General features: G+C 49.2%; 10 protein-coding genes. 1 reads left to right on the top strand and 9 read right to left on the bottom strand.

The genetic code is table 11. The annotated features are described in order from the left end of the window. The first annotated feature begins 157 nt into the window (after positions 1-157). Positions 158-1,297 carry an N-acetyltransferase gene (locus tag DBY68_RS22215; RefSeq protein ID WP_108476087.1) on the top strand — a complete coding sequence of 380 codons (1,140 nt, stop codon included), beginning with the start codon at positions 158-160 and terminating at the stop codon, positions 1,295-1,297. A 92-nt stretch (positions 1,298-1,389) separates the two neighbouring features. Here DBY68_RS22215 and DBY68_RS22210 read toward each other — a convergent pair whose 3' ends face one another. From DBY68_RS22210 to DBY68_RS22170, 9 genes are all read right to left on the bottom strand, one after another. Next, entirely contained in the window at positions 1,390-2,754 is a 1,365-nt protein-coding gene (locus tag DBY68_RS22210; protein WP_108476088.1) for an HlyD family type I secretion periplasmic adaptor subunit, read from the bottom strand. Continuing rightward, on the bottom strand, positions 2,741-4,927 hold the full coding sequence (locus DBY68_RS22205) for a type I secretion system permease/ATPase (protein WP_108476096.1): 2,187 nt from the start codon (positions 4,925-4,927) through the stop codon (positions 2,741-2,743). Before DBY68_RS22205 ends, DBY68_RS22210 begins: the two co-directional genes overlap by 14 nt. Positions 4,928-5,027: 100 nt before the next feature. Beyond that, the gene (locus DBY68_RS22200) at positions 5,028-6,380 is read right to left on the bottom strand and encodes a TolC family outer membrane protein (protein ID WP_108476089.1); all 1,353 of its coding nucleotides are present in this window, start codon (positions 6,378-6,380) and stop codon (positions 5,028-5,030) included. Between the two features lie 180 nt (positions 6,381-6,560). Further along, a complete protein-coding gene (locus tag DBY68_RS23030) occupies positions 6,561-9,983 on the bottom strand; it encodes a retention module-containing protein (protein ID WP_199538685.1) in 3,423 nt (1,140 codons plus the stop codon). A gap of 648 nt (positions 9,984-10,631) precedes the next feature. Next, positions 10,632-12,944 (bottom strand): hypothetical protein, encoded by a 2,313-nt coding sequence (locus tag DBY68_RS22870; protein WP_233503920.1) that lies wholly within the window; start codon positions 12,942-12,944, stop codon positions 10,632-10,634. Positions 12,945-13,743: 799 nt separating this feature from the next. Then, entirely contained in the window at positions 13,744-14,085 is a 342-nt protein-coding gene (locus DBY68_RS22185) for a tryptophan synthase subunit beta (protein WP_108476090.1), read from the bottom strand. Between the two features lie 17 nt (positions 14,086-14,102). After that, positions 14,103-16,046: a cyclic di-GMP receptor LapD gene (gene lapD, locus DBY68_RS22180; protein ID WP_108476091.1), complete on the bottom strand. Its 1,944-nt coding sequence runs from the start codon at positions 16,044-16,046 to the stop codon at positions 14,103-14,105. Between the two features lie 9 nt (positions 16,047-16,055). Then, positions 16,056-16,757 carry a cysteine protease LapG gene (gene lapG / locus DBY68_RS22175; protein ID WP_108476092.1) on the bottom strand — a complete coding sequence of 234 codons (702 nt, stop codon included), beginning with the start codon at positions 16,755-16,757 and terminating at the stop codon, positions 16,056-16,058. A 22-nt stretch (positions 16,758-16,779) separates the two neighbouring features. Further along, on the bottom strand, positions 16,780-19,443 hold the full coding sequence (locus DBY68_RS22170; protein ID WP_158529137.1) for a glycosyltransferase family 2 protein: 2,664 nt from the start codon (positions 19,441-19,443) through the stop codon (positions 16,780-16,782). Positions 19,444-20,119: the final 676 nt, after the last annotated feature.

Genomic DNA, 20,119 nt, shown 5'->3' with positions numbered 1-20,119 from the left:
TAGGGTTTGTTGCGTTTATTTATTATTTTTATCAATTGATAAGCGATTTTGTTGGCATTTATTGTAAATCTAAAATACGGGTTGTTTAGTAACCTGAGATGCTCTTTTTAAATTATTCATTGCTGTTATTTTTTTAAATATATAATGCAGGTTGTTTATGATTAGCGTTGAAAAAGTGGTGAGTAAGCGCGAACGCCAGGATTTTATCTCTTTTCCATCTTCACTTTATGGCGACGATCCCGCCTGGATTCCGCCTCTGATGATTGAACGTAAAGAGCACCTTTCTGAGAAGAACCCGGGCACGGAGCATATCCGCTGGCAGGCGTGGGTTGCACGAAAAAATGGCACGCTGGTGGGGCGAATCACCGCGCAAATCGACACGCTGCACCGCGAGCGCTACGGCGATGACAGCGGACATATCGGGATGATTGATGCAATTGATGATGCGGACGTTTTCAGAGCGTTATTTTTGGCCGCGGAGGCATGGTTACGCGCGGAAGGGGCGCGAAAAATTACCGGCCCTTTTAGCCTGAACATCAATCAGGAGAGCGGCTTACTGATTGACGGATTTGATACGCCGCCTTCGGTGATGATGCCGCACGGTAAACCCTGGTATGGCTCGCGTGTAGAGCAACAGGGATATACCAAAGGCATTGATTTATTGGCCTATTGGATGAAACGTACTGATTTAATGTTTTCGCCCTCGCTTACGCGTCTGATGGATCAGGTACGCAAAAAGGTGACGATTCGCCGCATTAATCGCAAACGCTTCGCCGAAGAGATGCAAATATTGCGCGAGGTATTTAACTCCGGCTGGCAACATAACTGGGGGTTTGTCCCCTTCACCGAGCGTGAATTCGCCACGATGGGCGATCAACTGAAGTTTCTGGTGCCTGATGACATGATCTACATTGCGGAGATTGAGTCGACGCCCTGCGGCTTTATCGTGGGCATGCCCAATATTAATGAAGCGATTGCCGATTTAAACGGTAGTTTGTTGCCGTTCGGTTGGGCGAAGCTGCTGTGGCGCTTAAAAGTGAGCGGTGTACGCACGGCGCGCGTGCCGCTGATGGGCATTTGCAAAGAGCATCAGTTTAGCAGGATTGGCCCGGTGATTGCGCTGTTGTTGATTGAAGCGCTGCGCGAGCCGTTTGCGAAGCGGCGCATCGACGCGCTGGAGATGTCCTGGATTCTGGAAAGCAATACGGGAATGCGGACGATCCTTGAGAAAATTGGTGCTGCGCCTTATAAACGTTATCGGCTGTATGAGAAGGATTTAGGTGGGCAATTTTGCTGAATTGCGCCTGATGGCGCTGCGCTTGTCAGGCCGACAAGATCACGTAGGCCGGATGAGGCAGTACGCCGCATCCGGCATTACGGTTTACACGATTACCGCTCGCGGAAGGCTTCCGCCCGGGCACGCAGAATCGGTTTTAACAGGTAAGCCAGAATGGTTTTTCGGCCCGTTATGATGTCCACCGAGGCGACCATTCCGGGGATGATTACCAGTGGTTTTTCATCGCTACCGAGGTGATTCTTCTCGGTGCGCAGGCGCACGATGTAAAAGCTTTTCCCGTCTTTATCGGTCACCGTATCCGGGCTTATCTGTTCAAGCGTGGCTTTCAGGCCGCCATAGATGGTGTAGTCATAGGCGGTGAATTTCACCATCGCTTCCTGGCCGGGGTGCAGGAACGCAATATCTTGTGGGCGAATTTTAGTTTCAATCAGCAGGGTGTCGTCCAGCGGGACGATTTCCACCAGGTCGCTACCCGGCTGGATAACCCCGCCGATGGTGTTGACCATCAACTGCTGCACGACACCGCGAACGGGTGAGGTCACCAGCGTACGGTTAACCCTGTCTTCAATCGCCTTACCGGAAGCCTGCGTTTTGCTGAGATCGGTGCGCGCTTCGTTAAGCTGGGAGAGCGCTTCGCTGCGATAACGATCGCGCGTTTCGCCAATCTTGTTTTCGATTTCCTTAATGGCGGCTTCCGCGCGAGGGATAGCCAGGGTGAGTGATTCCAGTTGGCCGCGCGTATCGACTTCCGAGCGTCGCAGGCGCAGGATTTCCACCTTCGAAATCGCCCCTCTGGCAACCAGCGGCTCCGACATACTGATTTCCTGTTGCAGCAGGCCAAGGCTACGGCGGGTCTGGCTGGCTTTCGCCTGATAGTCCAGCAGTTCCTGTTTCTTCTGCACCAGTTGTTCATTCAGCCCGCTAATTTCGCTCTGGATCCGCTGTCTGACGCTGGTGAAAAGTTGCATTTCACCATTGGCGATATCCGGCGATTTCTGTGTGATTTCCGGCGACAGTTCCAGCGTTTCTTTATCGGCAAGTTGTGCGGTAAGACGCTGAATGCGCGCTTCCAGCGCCAGACGGTCAGCTTCAGACTCCCCGGCGTTTGAGCGAAAACGCGTATCGTCCAGCCGTAGCAGTGGTGCGCCTGCCTTCACGATTTCGCCTTCATGCACAAACACTTCCGAGACAATACCGCCTTCCAGGTTCTGCACTTTTTGCAGACGTGAAGACGGAATGGCGCGGCCATCGCCACGCGTGACTTCATCGATATCGGCCAGCGCAGCCCAGGTCAGCATGACCGCAAAGAATGCCAGAATCGCCCACAGGGTGATGCGCACCACGCGCGGGGAGTCATCGAGCAGCGCTTTATTGACTTCATTTGCAGTGAGTGTGCTTGCACTTTTATCGCCAAAAAGCCATTTTGTGAGACTCTTCAAGAGGTTAGCGGTTTGCATGGATTTGCCCCTTCCTTAGTGCATTCATGACGCTTTCTTTAGGGCCGTCGGCAATGATTTTGCCGTTATCGAGAATAATCAAACGATCTACCAGCGACAGAAGCGATGCCCGGTGAGTAACCAGCAGCAACGTTTTGTTGCTGACGATGGGCGAAAGCGCTTTTTTGATCAGATCTTCGCTGGTGTTGTCCATTGAGCTGGTGGGTTCATCCATTAACAGGATGGGCGGGTCAAGCAGTAAGGCCCGGGCAAGTGCGACGGCCTGGCGTTGCCCGCCAGATAAATTCATTCCTCGTTCGCCCACCTGCATGTTGTAGCCAGAGGGGTGGCGACGAGCAAACTCATGCACGCCAGCCAGAGTGGCAGCACGAAGCATCGTCTCTTCATCAACATATCCCGCGCCACTTAGCAGGTTATCACGCAGCGTGCCGCTGAACAGGTGAATATCCTGCGGCGCATAACCAATATTGTGGCGAACATCGTTAATGTCGAGCTGGCGTGAATCAATACCATCAATAAGGATTGTCCCACCTTCAGGCTGATAAAAACCAACCAATAGTTTGGCCAGCGAGCTTTTACCTGAACCGCTACGCCCGATAATCCCCACTTTTTCCCCGGGCGTAATTTGTAGCGAGATGCCATTTAGCGAAACATATTGGTTTTGCGGATAACGGAAAACCACATCACGAAATTCTATCGCGCCAGAGAGCGTTTCGCGCTTCAACGGTACTTCATCACTTTCAACTTCTTGTTCCAGATCCATCATTCGATCGATGGTGGCTTTGGTCATCCGGGCGCGTTGATAGCGGGTGATCAAGCCACAAAGCTGGCCGATAGGCATCATTGCCCGGCGATTTAACAGGTAACAGGCGATTAAGCCCCCCATACTCAGGTTGCCAGCAATGATGCTATATACGCCGGCCACAATCAGGACGACGCCTCCAAACTGCTGGATCCAGGTGGTGAAATTGACCGCTATATAGGACAGCGATTTTACGCGAAGCTCCAGCTTACTGAGCTGGCTGATGATTTGTTCCCACTGGTACTGGCGTTCGCCTTGGGCATTGTTGACTTTGATTGCATCGAGCCCGGTGACGGTTTCAACCAGCATGGCTTGCCGTTCGGTTGAGAGGCGATAAGTTTTATGTACCTCAGCCAACAAGGGCTTCTGAATCATCCAGTTAACCAGTAATGCGATGGGGTAACAAAGAAGAGGAACGACGGCCAGCGGGCCGCCGATAATCGCGATGACCAGCAATATCAGTAAGGTAAAAGGCAGGTCAATGAGAGCGGTAAGCGTTAACGAAGACAGGAAATCCCTCACGGATTGATATTCCTGAAAGTTCTGCGTAAATCCCCCCACTCTTGCCGGGCGTTGCTTCATTTTCATCCCCAACAAACGCTCAAAGAGCGCTGCGGAAACAATCAGATCGGTCTTCTTACCCGCCAGATCGAGGCAGATTCCCCGCAATATCTTGAGAATCAGATCAAAAATAAACGCGATGGAGATGCCAATGGCCAGTACCCAAAGCGTGGCCGTCGCCTGATTTGGGACGACACGATCGTAGACGTTCATCACAAAGAGCGGGGTCGCAATCGCGATGATATTGATGATAAAACTGGCGACGATGGAATCAAGGTAGAGGAATTTCGACAGTTTTAGCGTGTCTTTAAACCAGTCTTTGGTTTTCGGGATATCCGCTGTTGGCTGGCTGTTAAACTCATGTTCCGGCTGAAGAAAAATCACTTTCCCACTGTAGGTTTCAGCCAGTTTTTCCATGTCGAGCACCACTTCACCGCCTTCCGTTTCCGTCGGAAGCAGCCGGGCCCGATGTTGTTCATCCCAGCCAATCAAGACTGCCGCCTGCTCATTTTTCAGCAGCAGTATGGCGGGGAGAGACATGGCCGAGATCTTATCCAGCGGGCGATGCAGTACACGGGCTTTCAGCCCTGCGCGTTGTGCAGCACGCGGAAAAACACTTTGCGTGAGTAAGTTTGCCTGCAAGGGAAGGCCCGCCGTTAAGACGTTACGGCTGGTAATGATGTTGTGCAGTTTACAAACGATCATCAGCGAATCGAGCAAAGGATCGTCATGACTTTGACGCGGGTCGTCTCTGAGAGAATCCTCAGCAGTGGTGATCACAGGATCAAATGAATCAGGAGATGCGGCCATATTCAGACCCTCAAATTCCAGCGAAAATTCGCTAAGGCGCAAAGAAAATAGGGGCCAGTCCATCTGGAACAGATGAATTAGCCCGTGAGCCTAATATCACTTATTTCAGTTCAGGCAGATTGACATGAGCCGTTTGCTGCTCTTCTTCTGGCTGGGCCGCAGAAGGGGCCTGAATCTTGAGCTGTTTCAGCAGATCGCCAATTCGTGCGTTGATACGGTACGTTGTGAACATCTCAACGAATTGCATTTCGACGTAGCGGCGCTGAGCTGTGAAAACTTCGTTTTCACTGTCCAGCATATCCAGCAGGCTGCGTTCGCCAATACTAAACTGTTCCTGGTAGGCTGTGCGTACGATGGCGCTGCGTTCAGCGTAATCTTTTGCGATAGGTACCTGTTTCTTCGCATTTTCCCATGCGTTCCATGAGAGGCGTAACTCCTCATCTAACTGACGAAGCGCGTTGCGTTTGACATCCTGGGCTTCCTGCATTTTGTAAGCGTAGGAAGAGAGTTGTGCCTTGTCGCTGCCGCCATTGAATAAGTTATAACGCATCCTGACCATCGCCTGCCATTCCTGATCGTGGCCGCGCGTACCGTCGACGTTATTATCCATACGACGGCCAACATCAACGTCCACACTGGGATAGAAGCGGGATTTCGCCGCTTCATACTGTTGGCGAGTGGCTTCAACATCGGAATCAGCCTGCTTCAGAAGGGGGCTGTTCTCGAGCATCAGTTTACGCGCTTCGACCTGTGAGGCGGGGATCTGAGTCATAACCGGGAGTGACAGATCCGTTGCCTCTTTGCCCACAACGCTATAGTAATTGGCTTGCGCATCCTGCAGGTTAGTCTGTTCAGTGAGCAAATTATTCTGTGCTTGAGCGAGACGAGCCTGGGCCTGCTCGAAGTCTGCCGTTCGGCCCACGCCTTGTTCAGTACGAAGGCGAATCTGGTCAAAAACACGTTCATGATTTTTAAGATTTTCTTCGGCCAGTTGCACCATCTTTTGTCGCATTAATACATCCAGATATGTCTGGATAGCGTTTAGGGCAGTCACCTCGCTGGTGTTCATCACCGCGTGCGCCCGGGAATTTACGGTTGCCTGTTGCCTGGCAACTTCGCTGGTGGTGGCAAACCCATTAAAGAGATTCTGGCTCAGATTTATGCTGGATTCACTCCGGTGTAGATCGCGGCGATGATCGTTTGCTGCGCGCGTAGTGGCGTTATCTGTTTGTTCCCATCCTGTTCCTGCGGTGAGGTCAAGGGTGGGCAGATATCCCCCTTTCGCTGCGCGTAAATCTTGATCCGCGGAATAACGACTGTTGACTGAAGCACTGACCTGCGGATGCCACAGTAAACTGTCTTTCACCGCCTGTTCAAGCGTCGCTGCGCTAACGTTTTGCGCGAAAAGCAGTGGTAGAGAAAGAGTGGTTAATACGCGAATCGATTTATGCATGATGATGTCCTTTCATTATGTTCTGTTCCCTTGCTGGTGAGTTGGCCCACCAGAGGTAATGTCGTGAGACAAATGTAATGCGTTCAGAAGCTATGTAATTAAAAATATTCGACTTTTCCGCTCGAAGAGCGCAGAGCGATGCAATGCGCACCCTTGCAGGGTGCGCATTTATCTCACCTGTCAGGACTCCGATTCTGGCTTCGCAATTAAGTGATCGACCTGTGATTCGTCAGAGACAGCCCAGACATCGCTGTTCTCAGCATCACCACCTTCGGCTGGTACATGCTGTACCTGCTGGCTATCGACCCGAGCGAGTTCTTCTGCCGTTTGAATAAGATCGCTAAGGTTTTGATTTCCTTCATTGTGAAGCAGGTCGCTGAAGTTTAAAGGTTCCTCCTGGCTCAACACTCCCTGCTCAGTTTCCAGCGGTTGTGTCGCGGCGGGGTCAGTATCCATTGTGGTTTTTCCCATCCCCGTTTCGCTTTGGTCTCCCAGAAGCGTCTGCAGCGAATATGTTTCGCTGTCTGGTGTGAGCTGCGCGGTATCATACAAGACTGAGTCGAGGCTAAGCTGCGATGTATCAATGAGTAAGTTATCTTCATTGACTTCCTGCGGATCGTCTTCAGCATTTGCCTGCAAACTTGGATCGGTATTCTCAGTACTTTCGTCATGGGAGGATGACTGCGTTGACACGTCGCTTTCATCGGTTGATGAAACAGGCATGTCGGCAGAGTGCATGTCGATGCCCTCTGCTTCGCTGTCGTAAGCCATGCCTTCGTCACCATCAAAGATAAATTCGCTTTGATGATCGCCATCAATAGTGGTTTCCACATTCATGGTGATATCACCCAGATCTTGCTGGCCATCCGGCACCGTTACGGTCATCGTGCCTTTATAGCCCGAAGTGCCGTCAGGGAAGGTGAGGGTATAAACGCCATTTTCATAGGTGACGGTTACAGAACCGGAAGGATCGCCATTGGTAAATGTTGCCCCTTCAGGAAGGCCCTCAAGGGTAACCTGCGTTAGCGATTCTGCGTCATCAGGGCTATCAAGCTGAATATCCAGCGTAAATTTCAGCGTCCAGGTCGCTTCGGTGTCGCCAGGATATGGGGAAAGACCGTCGCCATAGATGATGCCTTCAATATGGTTGGACGCAGGACTGCCCAGGATCATATTCCCGCTCTCTTTCCCATAGACGGCAATCGCGGTGAGTTCGTTCAGGTGACCATTGTTGGGGTCGCTGGCTTCTACCCTATAATCTTCTCCGGCACCCACCAGGAAGATGTAGTCCTTGTAACCCTCCCCACTGGTAATTTTATTACCCTGAACCTTCGAGACATCACTGTTGTTGTTAACGTCCAGAACAAAGATGTCACTGTAGTTTTCGCCTGCTTTGTCCGAACTGGCATTGCTCTTGTCGTAATAGACAATTTGGTTATTCGGATCGCTACAGGTGGGCGGTGTATCCCCTGGTGAGATCCAGACGCGTACGTTATCGCCAATAGCGACTATTTTCCCATCAACCACATCGAACCCGAGTCCGCTGGGATCTTTGCTGCCGCCATTCACTTCAAGAAACTTGTCATCCGAAGGTTCGCCTGGATTTTCCTGCGGTGCGCCTGGCGTGACGTTTACGGTTAAGCGGTAGTCGGTGTCGGTGTCCGTATCGGTGTCAGTGTCCGTATCGGTGTCGGTATCCGTATCAGTGTCGGTATCCGTATCGGTGTCCGTGTCTGTATCGGTGTCAGTGTCCGTATCGGTATCTGTATCGGTGTCCGTGTCCGTGTCCGTGTCCGTGTCCGTGTCTGTATCGGTGTCGGTATCTGTATCGGTGTCCGTATCGGTGTCCGTGTCCGTATCGGTATCTGTATCGGTGTCCGTATCGGTGTCCGTGTCCGTATCGGTGTCCGTGTCTGTATCGGTGTCAGTGTCCGTATCGGTATCTGTATCGGTGTCCGTGTCCGTGTCCGTGTCTGTATCGGTGTCGGTATCTGTATCGGTGTCCGTATCGGTGTCCGTGTCCGTATCGGTGTCCGTGTCCGTATCGGTATCTGTATCGGTGTCCGTATCGGTGTCCGTGTCCGTGTCCGTATCGGTGTCCGTGTCTGTATCGGTGTCAGTGTCCGTATCGGTGTCTGTGTCCGTGTCGGTATCGGTGTCCGTGTCGGTATCGGTGTCAGTGTCCGTATCGGTGTCCGTGTCTGTATCGGTGTCAGTGTCTGTATCGGTGTCAGTGTCCGTATCGGTGTCGGTATCCGTATCGGTATCGGTGTCCGTATCGGTATCGGTGTCCGTATCGGTGTCGGTATCGGTGTCCGTATCGGTATCCGTATCCGTATCCGTATCGGTGTCAGTGTCCGTATCGGTGTCTGTGTCCGTGTCGGTATCGGTGTCCGTATCGGTGTCCGTATCGGTGTCAGTGTCCGTATCGGTATCGGTGTCGGTATCCGTATCGGTGTCCGTGTCTGTATCGGTGTCCGTGTCTGTATCGGTGTCAGTGTCCGTATCGGTGTCAGTGTCCGTATCGGTGTCAGTGTCCGTATCGGTGTCAGTGTCCGTATCGGTGTCAGTGTCCGTATCGGTGTCAGTGTCAGTGTCAGTGTCCGTATCGGTGTCGGTATCCGTATCGGTGTCGGTGTCGGTATCCGTATCGGTGTCGGTATCGGTGTCCGTATCGGTGTCCGTGTCTGTATCGGTGTCAGTGTCCGTATCGGTGTCGGTATCCGTATCGGTATCGGTGTCCGTATCGGTATCGGTGTCCGTATCGGTGTCCGTATCGGTATCGGTGTCCGTATCGGTGTCGGTATCGGTGTCGGTATCGGTGTCAGTGTCCGTATCGGTGTCGGTATCCGTATCGGTGTCAGTGTCCGTATCGGTGTCTGTGTCCGTGTCGGTATCGGTGTCCGTATCGGTGTCAGTGTCCGTATCGGTGTCGGTATCGGTATCGGTATCGGTATCGGTGTCGGTATCGGTGTCGGTGTCCGTATCAGTGTCCGTGTCGGTATCGGTGTCAGTATCCGTATCGGTGTCTGTGTCCGTATCGGTGTCGGTATCCGTATCGGTGTCGGTATCCGTATCGGTGTCCGTATCGGTATCGGTGTCCGTGTCTGTATCGGTGTCCGTATCGAGAATAGTCAGTTCTTCTTCAATTTCAGTATCAGGAAAGTTCAACCCATCCGTAGGGTATCCCGCAGTGGGATCGAGTATTTCTCCAGTAAGATCAAGAACGACATGCGTATGTGCGCCTCCAGCACCCGGCGTTCCGCTCTCAGCAACGGCCTGTGGCCCTGCCGCGGTTGCTTCAAGAGTTTGTGTTGGATCCATGCCATCGGCAATTGCCTGTTGGATTGCAGCAATGTCACTTGTCGTATCTTCTGCAGGAATGAAAGGGGTGGCGTTTGCGGTATTCCAATGGCTATCTCTGCCCAGATCGAGCGTTTTTCCATTCGGTAGAGTTATTGAAACTGCCCCGGTAGTGCTGGTTTCAATTTGCTCACCAGACAGGATTTTATCGCCCTCCACCAATAAACGCTTGCTTCCATCAGGGGAAATAGCGAAGGCTTGCCCGACTAACGCTTTTATTATTCCAACTACATCGCTCATAATACATTCCTCTTAATCTTACGTGAACGTTTCCATTTGTTCATGGCGGTGTGTTTTTAAATTAAAATATCTCCATGATTTTTATCGCTGTTTGTCTTGTTTCGATGCTTATCATCTCATATAAATTTCTTTGAGCTACTCGTTAGAGTACGTCAAGTAAGACGATGGATTAATTGAACCCGGTTTGTAGTAATAAAATAATACGCAGAAAATGTCGTTTCTTTGATTTTAATGTCGTTTTCTTAAGAAATTTCTGTAAAGAGATTTCCTGTCAGCGCACTGTTGTTTCGCAAACTTATGTTGTTTGATTGTAGTAATCTGAAATGAAATTTCAATGAAAAGTTGTCTGTTGGTTGTTTCTCTGTATCTCAATGAAAAAATAAGATTTTTTATCTTTTGGCTATGCTCGTAAGGTGTGTTTCATTGATGAAGATTATTGTTTGAATATAATTATAAAGTGAATCTTATGTGTGCAAGGTATCGTACTAAAAATAATATTTCGTATAGTTAATGCATTTTTCCTGGTTTTATCATTCATTAATATTAAATGATGCTTAACGCATTTAGGAACGTTTTAATGATGTTTAAAGATTAATAGAGTGCTAAAGGTCGGTATTATCGATAGCATCAATAATACCGACCCTTTCATTATGAATCTTGATCGGGTTGAGCAATAAGGTGGCCGAGCTGTTCAGCCTCATTACTCGTCCAGACATCGGTTTGTCCTCCGCTCTCCGCCGGAACATGTTGCACGTCGTCAGGTTGGGAGTGGGGCGTTGCCTGATTATCGGTTTTAATTAAAGAGCTCAGATCGTTGTGTTCATCATCATGCACAATGTCACTGAGATTGACAGTATTTATCGGGTTCGTCTCACTTCCAGTTGTTTGATTCAATATCTCCATGCCACCTGTTAAGGCAGAACCATGATCATCATCGGCCGATTCTGCATGGTGGAGTGCGTTGTCGATATCACCGAGAAGCATGTTGAGGGATGCCTCTGGCTCTGTGCTAGCCTGAGCGTTGATAGGCTCGCTACCGTTCAGCTTGCTAAGCTCAAGCGTATCGTTATCAATCAGTAACCCCATATCTTCATGATTATCATCGGTATTATTATCCTGGCGATCGTTATTCTCGTCCGTTTTTTCTGAAGCCCGGTGAGTATTTTCCTCAGAAAACAGATGCTCGGATGAGAAGGTTGCCGTGTGAGCGCTGGCATGTTCCTCTGATTGCGTCTCGGGATGGTGCTGCTCATGTGCGTCTCCATCCGCGGTTAGCGTGTTCGTTGAATGATCATCTGAGAGCTCGCTTCCCTCATTACCGTTAATGGGAAGGGTATGCTCCCCACTGTTAGCGTCAATTTCACCAGAGTGATGCTCTTCACCTTCAACTTTAGTCGCGACATCAAGTTTAATATTACTCATGTCTGACAACTGCTCTGTTAATGAGAGTGTCAGTTTGGCGTCCAGGGTTGATCCCTCAACATCAATCCTGATGACACCATCATCATTGACGAGATAGTTTTTCCCGTCGTAATTGAGAGTCGTATCAGGTGGTAAGCCGGATAGCGTGATTGAAGTGATATGATCGCCTTCATTAGCATCCAGATGAGCATCGATGTTGAGTTCATATTGCCAGGTTTTATGCATATCAGGATTGTTCGGGTCGAGCCCTTCTTTGCTGCCTGATATAACATCCGTGATCCGGTTGCTTCCGCTGTATCCTTTACCATCCACTGTAACGTTAATGCTTTCAAAATAGTTGATACTTTGGTTAACGTTCGCCGAACCGTACGATGAACTCCAGTTATCGGAACCGGCGACAAAAATGTAGTCATGTGCGGTACTGGTAGCGGATTCCCGGTTACCATTGACTGCATTCATTGCATGTTGCGTATTATCGCTTTGGGTATAGGTGCTCTGGCTATGTAAAACAAACACATCCGTCTTACCTACATGCCCATCCACATTACCCTGGGTGTAAACCTTGATATTTGCCTGGGGGATATCGCTGGAAACATACTTCCCGACATCTCCAGCAGATACCCAGATGATGACATTCTCGCCGACTGCAACGATGTTGCCATTTGCATCCACATCAAAGCCATTACCACTCGGATCCTTACTGCCACCATTAACTTCAGTGGTGTGAGAGGACTCAGTAGCCGTGAACGTTACATTGAGAGTGTGATTGTCATTGATATCGGTGTCTGTGTCGGAGTCCGTATCCGAATCGGTGTCTGTGTCGGTGTCCGTGTCGGTATCCGTGTCAGTATCGGTATCCGTGTCGGTATCCGTGTCAGTATCGGTATCAGTATCAGTATCCGTATCGGTGTCCGTGTCGGTATCGGTATCGGTATCGGTATCCGTATCGGTGTTCGTGTCGGTATCCATGTCAGTATCGGTGTCCGTATCGGTATCGGTATCGGTATCGGTATCAGTGTCCGTGTCGGTATCCGTGTCGGTATCGGTATCAGTGTCCGTGTCGGTATCCGTGTCAGTATCGGTATCGGTATCGGTATCGGTATCGGTATCGGTATCAGTGTCCGTGTCGGTATCCATATCGGTGTCCATATCAGTGTTCGAATCCGTGTCGGTATCCGTATCGGTGTCTGTGTCAGTATCGCTGTCCGTATCGGTATCGCTGTCCGTATCGGTATCAGTGTCCGTGTCGGTATCCGTATCCGTATCCGTATCCGTATCCGTATCCGTATCAGTGTCCGTATCGGTATCCGTATCGGTATCCGTATCGGTATCGGTATCCGTGTCCGTGTCGGTATCCGTGTCCGTATCGGTATCGCTGTCCGTATAGGTATCCGTATCGGTATCGCTGTCCGTATCGGTATCAGTGTCCGTATCGGTATCCGTGTCGGTATCAGTGTCCGTATCCGTATCTGTGTCTGTGTCGGTATCCGTGTCAGTATCGGTATCGGTATCGGTATCGGTATCGGTGTCTGTATCCAAATCCGTATCGAGGATCGTTAATTCTTCCTCAATATTTGAATCAGGGAACGCCAAACCCTCTGTAGGATAACCCGCGCCGGGATCGATGATTTCGCCTGTTAAATCGAGAACAACATGAGTATGGGCTCCGCCAGATCCCGGTGAGCCAGGCTCTATGGCTGTCTGAGGGCCCGCCGCGGTGGCTTCGAGAAGCTGAGTTGGATCCTGCCCGTCCTCAATAGCCTGCTGAATCGCTGCGATATCTGTGGTTGTTGTGTCAGGAAGAACGCCTGAAGTCATCCCGTTGCTATCCCAGTGACTATCGCGGCCGAGATCGAGCGTTTTACCATTCGGCAGAATGACTGATACCGCCCCAGTTGCGCTGGTTTCTATCTGCTCTCCCGCCATAATTTGGTCACCTTCCACCAGTAAGCGTCTGCTTCCATCAGATGAAATAGCAAATGCTTGCCCAACGATCGCTTTAATTATGCCGGCTACTTCGCTCATGTATTGCCCCTTTTCGTAAGAATATCTTCCATCGCACTTAATGTCTTTGCCGCGGATAGCACACTGATTTATCCCGTGTTTCAGTACAATTTATATTTGATGGTAAATGATAACTGACTGATTTTGCTATTTAATATGGCTTTGCAAATTATCCTGTAATCATATATCGGTTGAGCGTAATATAAATAGAAAAAATGTTCTTTGATTTAAATGTGGTTTTAATTGGATGTACTCGTTAAAAAATCTTATCTAAGAAGATTATTACTGCTCTAATTTAACGAGTAGTGAGTGCGTAATAATACGTAATTCTTTATCAAATTAACTGTTCGTCATCATCCTGAATTAAACCTTCCAGGCCACTTAGCCTTTGGCGAGCTTGAGCACGATTAAGGAGCTTACTTTGTGCTGCTGGAGGTAAATCAGTAATACTAATTATCCCTTTGCTCATAAGGACCTCAATCAGGTCTTCAAGTACGCGAACCATGTCGAGATCACTTTGCTGCAGTTGTTGCAATGTGGCTGCACGAAGCGTATTCATTTTAAGCCATTCGGCAATTTCTGCGGTGGTTTCCTCATATTGCTCCGTTGATTCCCGGAACGGAGAAGACTCAACGCGCAAAATTTTTCCGTCACTATCCCGTTCGATGAAATGCATAGATACACTCCTGATTGTTATTGAGTAAGGGTACTGGCGTCGCTAAAGTAACGACCCATCGCACCATACAGGCCAATGTTTTCAAGTACGGCGAGCTCTCCGTCCGTTTCAACTCGCTCCGCAATGAGTGGCAGATTTATCTGGTGTGTGGCCCAGTAGATGGCTTCGATGAAAAGCTTTTTATCTTCTTCATGATCAATATTACGGATGTAACCGCCGTCGACTTTAATCCACGCAAGCCCCCACTGTGGCAAGTTACCAATCAGATTGAAGCGGCCACCGAAGTGTTGAATGCCCAGGCGGCAACCCAATACGTTTAGTTTTTGTACCAGTATGCTCACCAGCTCAGGATCCGGGAGTTCATTTTCATCCAGTTCCAGCGTCAGCCTGCCCGCAAGGTGGCGCGCATTTTTTAGCGGTTGTAGCAGGGCATTCATACTGGTTTCGTCAGCAACACTTTCACCACTGATGCTGAGTGCCAGGGGCTGAGTGGTTGCCTCCATTGCTTTTAATGTCTGTTTCAACATCACAATATCCATGCGACGGCTCAATGCAAGGCGATGGATCCATGGCATAAACCGACCCGCAGGAATAATCTCGCCATCTTCAGCTTTGATTCGGGCAAGTATTTTTTGGTGCAGGATAATATTCTTTCTGTCGCATTGATAAACGGGTTGGGAGAAAAGCTCAAACGCGTCATTTTGCAGCACTTGTTCCAGACGGTGATGCCAGCGATGGCGATCGTCGTCGTTTTCTACATTGCCAGACATCTGAATATTGGCAAAAAAGCGCATTTCCGTTTCTGCCATTGCTAACGCCTGATCCGCCTGTAAGAGTACCGCCTGCGGCGTATCGCCAACAGTAAACGCCACTTGAGAGAAGTGCGCGACAGGCGTGACATCACTCATGCCCGTTTCGTAGAGTGATTTTAATTGCGTGTTGAGGGTTGCCATCAGGTTTTCCATCTCCTGGGGCAAAATAGCGGGCGTGATAATAGCAAATTCACCGCCGCGCACGCGGGCAAGAAATCCTTCTCCATGAAGGAAACGTTTCTGAAGCTGATGAAGGGTATCGGCGATAGCTTGCAATAATTGATCTGTCCTGGCGCCACCAAGACGTTGGTTAAGCCCAGTCAAATCTTGCACGCGTAATAAAATCAGATGACCTTCTGCGTGCTCGTCATCGCTGAGGCGAGATTGCAACTGAATATCAAAGGCGCGGCGGTTATTTAGCCCGGTCAGGCTATCATTATAAGCTTCTTCTCGAAGCTTTTCGGTTCGCGACGCCTGTTCGCTAAACAGCGCCTTAAGCTGGTTCACCATCATATTTGTTGCTTCCACCACGCGGCGTAGTTCTGGCGTTTTGGGGCGGGCTGGAAGGTTAAGAAATTCCCGACGGCTGATTGCCATCGCTTGTTCAACGATATAGTTAAGTGGACGCAAACTGCGGCGCAACATAAGCATTGCCCCCAGTACGCACAGTACACTGCAAACGCTGAGCAGAATAAAACTGGCGATGAGGCTATCCCACAGGCGTGTCAGGGCGAACATGGGATGGCTAATGACTTCCACTCGTGCCACCTGCGACCAGCCACGCATCACTGTAGCCTCTCCTTGCCCTGGATTTAGCCTGACCAGATGCACAAACCAATCAGGGACACTGGCGTTTTGCGGCATGTTTTCTCTTTCGATAAGCGGCTTTCCGCTTTTGATATCCACAACCCGTATACGATAAAAGTAGCCGCTATCGAAGATTGAGTTCACCATCAACTCCGTCATGACCGGGTCGTCTATGTTCGCAGTCAACGAAAGCCCCAGCGCAGTGGCGCTGTCCTGAGCGTGGGCACTCAGTTGGTTATGATACTGCTCGCGCGAGCTTTCCAGCGTGACATAAAAGCTGCCGCAAAAGATGACCAGCGTGAACAGACAAATACCAATGAGTAGCTGTTTATAGAGAGACATGGCTACTTCCTATTCATTAATTACAAATCCTTCTGCACGCATTTTGGTGAGAAGATCCTGCCAACGAGAAAGTTTTTTACTGTCGCCAACGCGTTTGTTTCCACCTGCCTGAGGCACCCATAATCCCTGTCCATTAAAGGAATAGACCGGGAGAAGGTCATTACGCTGGGTTGCCGGAAGAATTGCCGTTTTCAGATTATCCAGAATCAGCGGGGTGGCATCGGGCGTAGCGTACCAGGCCAGAACCATATGCGCCTGATTTAACTGCAAGGCTTTAACATAAGTGATTCGTAACTGGCTGGCTGGAACGCCCATTTCACGCAGTGTAAAATATTTGGCCAGCGCGTAGTCTTCGCAATCTCCTGCTCCTTTGCGCAAGAGTTCGAATGGCGTGGCCCAGTAATCCTGTTGCTTCCAGACAGCAATATCATCGCGAAAGCGTATGCGACTGTTAAAAAAATGATTAACGCGATTCAGTTTATCTTTTACGTCACCCGGTGATGCGCTTTTCACCAGCAGAGCCCAATCATTGATATTACGTTGCGTCGCAGGTGTCGTCGGCCCATACAAACGTTGGGTTCGGGCATTGATAGTGTCGAAATCCCATCCGGCGAGCAGTCCTGGTGCAATGGCAAGCAACAGCACCAGAACACAGCATAACCACCGTTTCCGGAAAGAATATTGCGCTACATTCGCTTTGGGCCTGTTCATTTCTCCGCTTTACCGTAAAAGGTTATGCTCTGAGGCCATGCTTTTTGCGCCAATATTTGCGATACGCAACGTAGCCTGAAAGATAGTGTCCGACATCGTCAATTCTGACATGCATTCGATGATGCCGAATGAAAAAGCTGCCTTTTATACGATCCGGTTTTTTGAAAAACATCGCAATTTCTGGCCAGAAAAAACCATTTGCCAGGTAGCGCGCGCGCGCTTCAAGCGCCACCTTAAATTTGCCGATGTCGAAACCGTCAAGTAATTGTTTATGCTCTGAGTTCGCGAGCCGGTCGATCATCCGCTCTGCCGCCATCATCAATTCCAGTAGGGTTGGATAGGTCGTCACCCTGTTAATAACGAAATCAAGATGATCGCGAACGTTATCCAGACCAAATTTATAGTAACGCGCTAATGGGCGATAAAGGGTAAGTTCATTGACGCCGTAGCCCATCCAGTGATCGTGCGCTTGCCAGTGTTTCTGAGCGATAAAATGATCCATCGCCCGCTCAACAATGGCCAGCCAGCGAGGCTCACGGGTTAGCCCATATAGACGCATTAACGCAAAAGTGGCTTCTCCATCATAGTAAATAGTTCTGTGTTCGGCCTTAAGGGAGAGATCGTGCGCATTATAGACATGGTTAAATCCCCCCGTTTCTGCAATTTGCATGTAACTGATGCCGTTCGCCAGTCGCTGCATTTGCGGTAAATAACGCTTATCTCCTGAGACCTCAGTATATTTAGCAAAAGCGAGAATACTGACAGCATTCCCACCCAGTTTGATTTCGTTTCCTTCATCGATCAGAAAATCGGCATGACTTCCATCGGATAGCGTTCGGGTCTGAATCAACTCGGTAGACAAATAGGCTAACGCACGCTCTACCGTACGAAACTGTTCTGGATCCCGCGTCACTTCCCATCCTTCGAGCAGCGCGTAGGTTGATCCTGCATGGCGAACGGTGTTGTAGCCTTTGATGGGTTTATCGAAACAGGGATGCCATCCGTACTGGTAGCGGCCTGTCTCAAGCGCCTGACGTTGAAGGTAATCAGCAGAAGAAAATATCATCGGATCGAGTTCATCCTGCCAATGTGGCAGTTTTCGATAACCGGAACGTTTACCCTGGGGCTCGATGGGATAGGCCTGCTCGCCATCGGTAAACAAGCTACGCGTGGTGAAACGCCAGAGCAGTTGCTCAGAATGTGCAGGCCATTGCAGCTCATAACCAAATTTCTTACGGGAAAAACTCGCCAGATTGATAGGATTGGGCGTCGCAACCCCCTCCGTCTGTTGATACAACAAAACGTTAGCGAGGATTTCCTGTTCCAGCATGGCGTGCTGAAAGCGATAATCGAAACTCAGGCCAAAGCGGAAATAATTGCGTTTCGTTTTGCTCAGTTTCGCCTGCAGGGCTGCCCAGGTTAGCGTTTCGATCTTATCGACGATGTCCACCCGTAGCCAAATCGGTGTAGTTGCCTGGGTATCTTGCCAATCCTGCAATGCCAAAATCCCTTTGAGCCAGGCTTTGTCCAATGTATCTGCCTGTACACATAGCGTGTGGGCGCGTTCTTTACCGTTACAAACACTGAGAAAAAGTACACACTCCGGGAAGGGGGCTGGGTGAGCCGGCACATTCAGCCGATCGATTTCGCTTCGCGCCTGGCTAATCAAATGGTTGAGAGACATCGTATTAATCTCACCGTGCGTTAAAAAAAGATCATAAATAAAGTTTCTGGCTTCCTGCGACAATAAGGGGTTGCCAGGTAAAGCCTGAAGCGTTTCTTTTGTCTGGATGAACAAGCGCCGTGGAGCAGATACACCACGTTTGATCATGTTGGTGTATCGATTTAAATAAAGGGCAAGGATATTATGCTTTTCATCTATGTTCAGATGCGGTTGTGCCATGACAAAATCGTAGGCTGAAAGGTATATCATTACCGCTTCTTTAGGACTGGTACCCTTAGCGGCTAAAGAAATATCATCAGCTTCATTAATGAAATAATACTTTTTACGATTTCCCAGGATGGCGATATTGCGGGCTACGCAATACATCTTCATCATGAACCAATTATCTTCTCTGATATGTATCTGTTCAGGAAAACGGATATGATTCTTCTTTATCAAATCTGTTTTGAGAAGTTTTCCAAATACGGTTAATGAACGATAAAGCTTTGTCTGAATGAAGGTCAGACCCTTTATGCTCTGTTCATAATGAAAGGCAGAATAGCTGATAGCACGCCGGCTACCCTCCGCTCTGAAATAGGGCATGCATACCATATCAATGGTAGTATCGGTTTGCGCAAAGCCAAGTGCATCTGAAAGTGTATGAGGGGTAATATAATCATCAGAGTCGATGAATAATGTCCATCTGCCGGTTGCGACTTCCAGACCATGGTTTCTTGGCATGGCGGCGCCCCCTGAATTCACGTTCCTTTTAAGGATGATAATGTTGGGAAAGTCGCAAACATAACGCAGAAGAACATTGTAGCTTTCATCCGTTGAGCAATCATCTATTAAGATGAGTTCTATATTATATTTTTCGTAGTCTGATTGCTTTAGCTTAGTTAAACAACGCGCGATCGCTTCCGCTCGATTGTAGACAGGAATAATAATTGAAACTTCTGGCTGCTGAGATGTTTCTCTCTTTATTATATCTTGAGTAAAGTCGGATGATCCTCCCGGCAACATGATATTCTCCCTCATATCAACATTTATTCATTTCCATCCCGGAAGACTTTAATCTCTCATGGTTCTGGAGAGAAAGCTATTTTTCTTACGAATATTGACTCTAAGTGATGCGCAGTTCACGAAGCGCATATGACGCATGCGGCTGTTGCACCAGGCGATGTTAATTGGATGAAAGGCGTCTTCGCATCCATCATACCGTAGTGAAACCAGAGCGGTAGTATCGCAGTCGACTTATGGTTTGCTCGCAGCACATGTGTAGATACCTGAAAGGCTCTCTTACTATATAGAGTAGGTAGAAGTATGAGGAAAAGACTGGCATCTGATTTTATCGGGTAATAAGGAGAAAGGGCCGATTATCCGGTCAGGGAAACTGGCAATTAAGTCTTTTTGTGGATAACTCTGTTGATAAATAGGTATAACATCGTCTTTTGCTGTGGATTTCGTCAGTCAGTAAAATTAGCGCAAATTAGGGGTTGCAGGCTCGCTATAACTCCCTATAATGCGCTCCCACTGACACGGAACAACGGCTTCCAGGCCACCGGGTTAGCAGGTTTCCTTCGGGAACGCCGCCAGAGAAAAGCGAAAATAAGCGCTTGACTCTGAAGGAGGAAAGCGTATTATACGCCACCTCGCAACGGTGAGCTTCATGCCGCGTTGCACTGCTCTTTAACAATTT

The organism is Pseudocitrobacter sp. RIT415, assembly GCF_003057695.2.
Classification (GTDB): Bacteria; Pseudomonadota; Gammaproteobacteria; order Enterobacterales; family Enterobacteriaceae; genus Pseudocitrobacter; species Pseudocitrobacter faecalis.
The sequence above is the reverse complement of the archived record's forward strand: the minus strand, read 5'-3'. Positions and strand labels throughout refer to the sequence as shown.

Bases quoted from the DNA above. Each gene is read 5' to 3' on its own strand.
- DBY68_RS22215 (WP_108476087.1), top strand. From the start codon at position 158: ATGATTAGCGTTGAAAAAGTGGTGAGTAAGCGCGAACGCCAGGATTTT.
- DBY68_RS22210 (WP_108476088.1), bottom strand. From the start codon at position 2,754: ATGCAAACCGCTAACCTCTTGAAGAGTCTCACAAAATGGCTTTTTGGC.
- DBY68_RS22205 (WP_108476096.1), bottom strand. From the start codon at position 4,927: ATGGCCGCATCTCCTGATTCATTTGATCCTGTGATCACCACTGCTGAG.
- DBY68_RS22200 (WP_108476089.1), bottom strand. From the start codon at position 6,380: ATGCATAAATCGATTCGCGTATTAACCACTCTTTCTCTACCACTGCTT.
- DBY68_RS23030 (WP_199538685.1), bottom strand. From the start codon at position 9,983: ATGAGCGATGTAGTTGGAATAATAAAAGCGTTAGTCGGGCAAGCCTTC.
- DBY68_RS22185 (WP_108476090.1), bottom strand. From the start codon at position 14,085: ATGCATTTCATCGAACGGGATAGTGACGGAAAAATTTTGCGCGTTGAG.
- lapD (WP_108476091.1), bottom strand. From the start codon at position 16,046: ATGTCTCTCTATAAACAGCTACTCATTGGTATTTGTCTGTTCACGCTG.
- lapG (WP_108476092.1), bottom strand. From the start codon at position 16,757: ATGAACAGGCCCAAAGCGAATGTAGCGCAATATTCTTTCCGGAAACGG.
- DBY68_RS22170 (WP_158529137.1), bottom strand. From the start codon at position 19,443: ATGTTGCCGGGAGGATCATCCGACTTTACTCAAGATATAATAAAGAGA.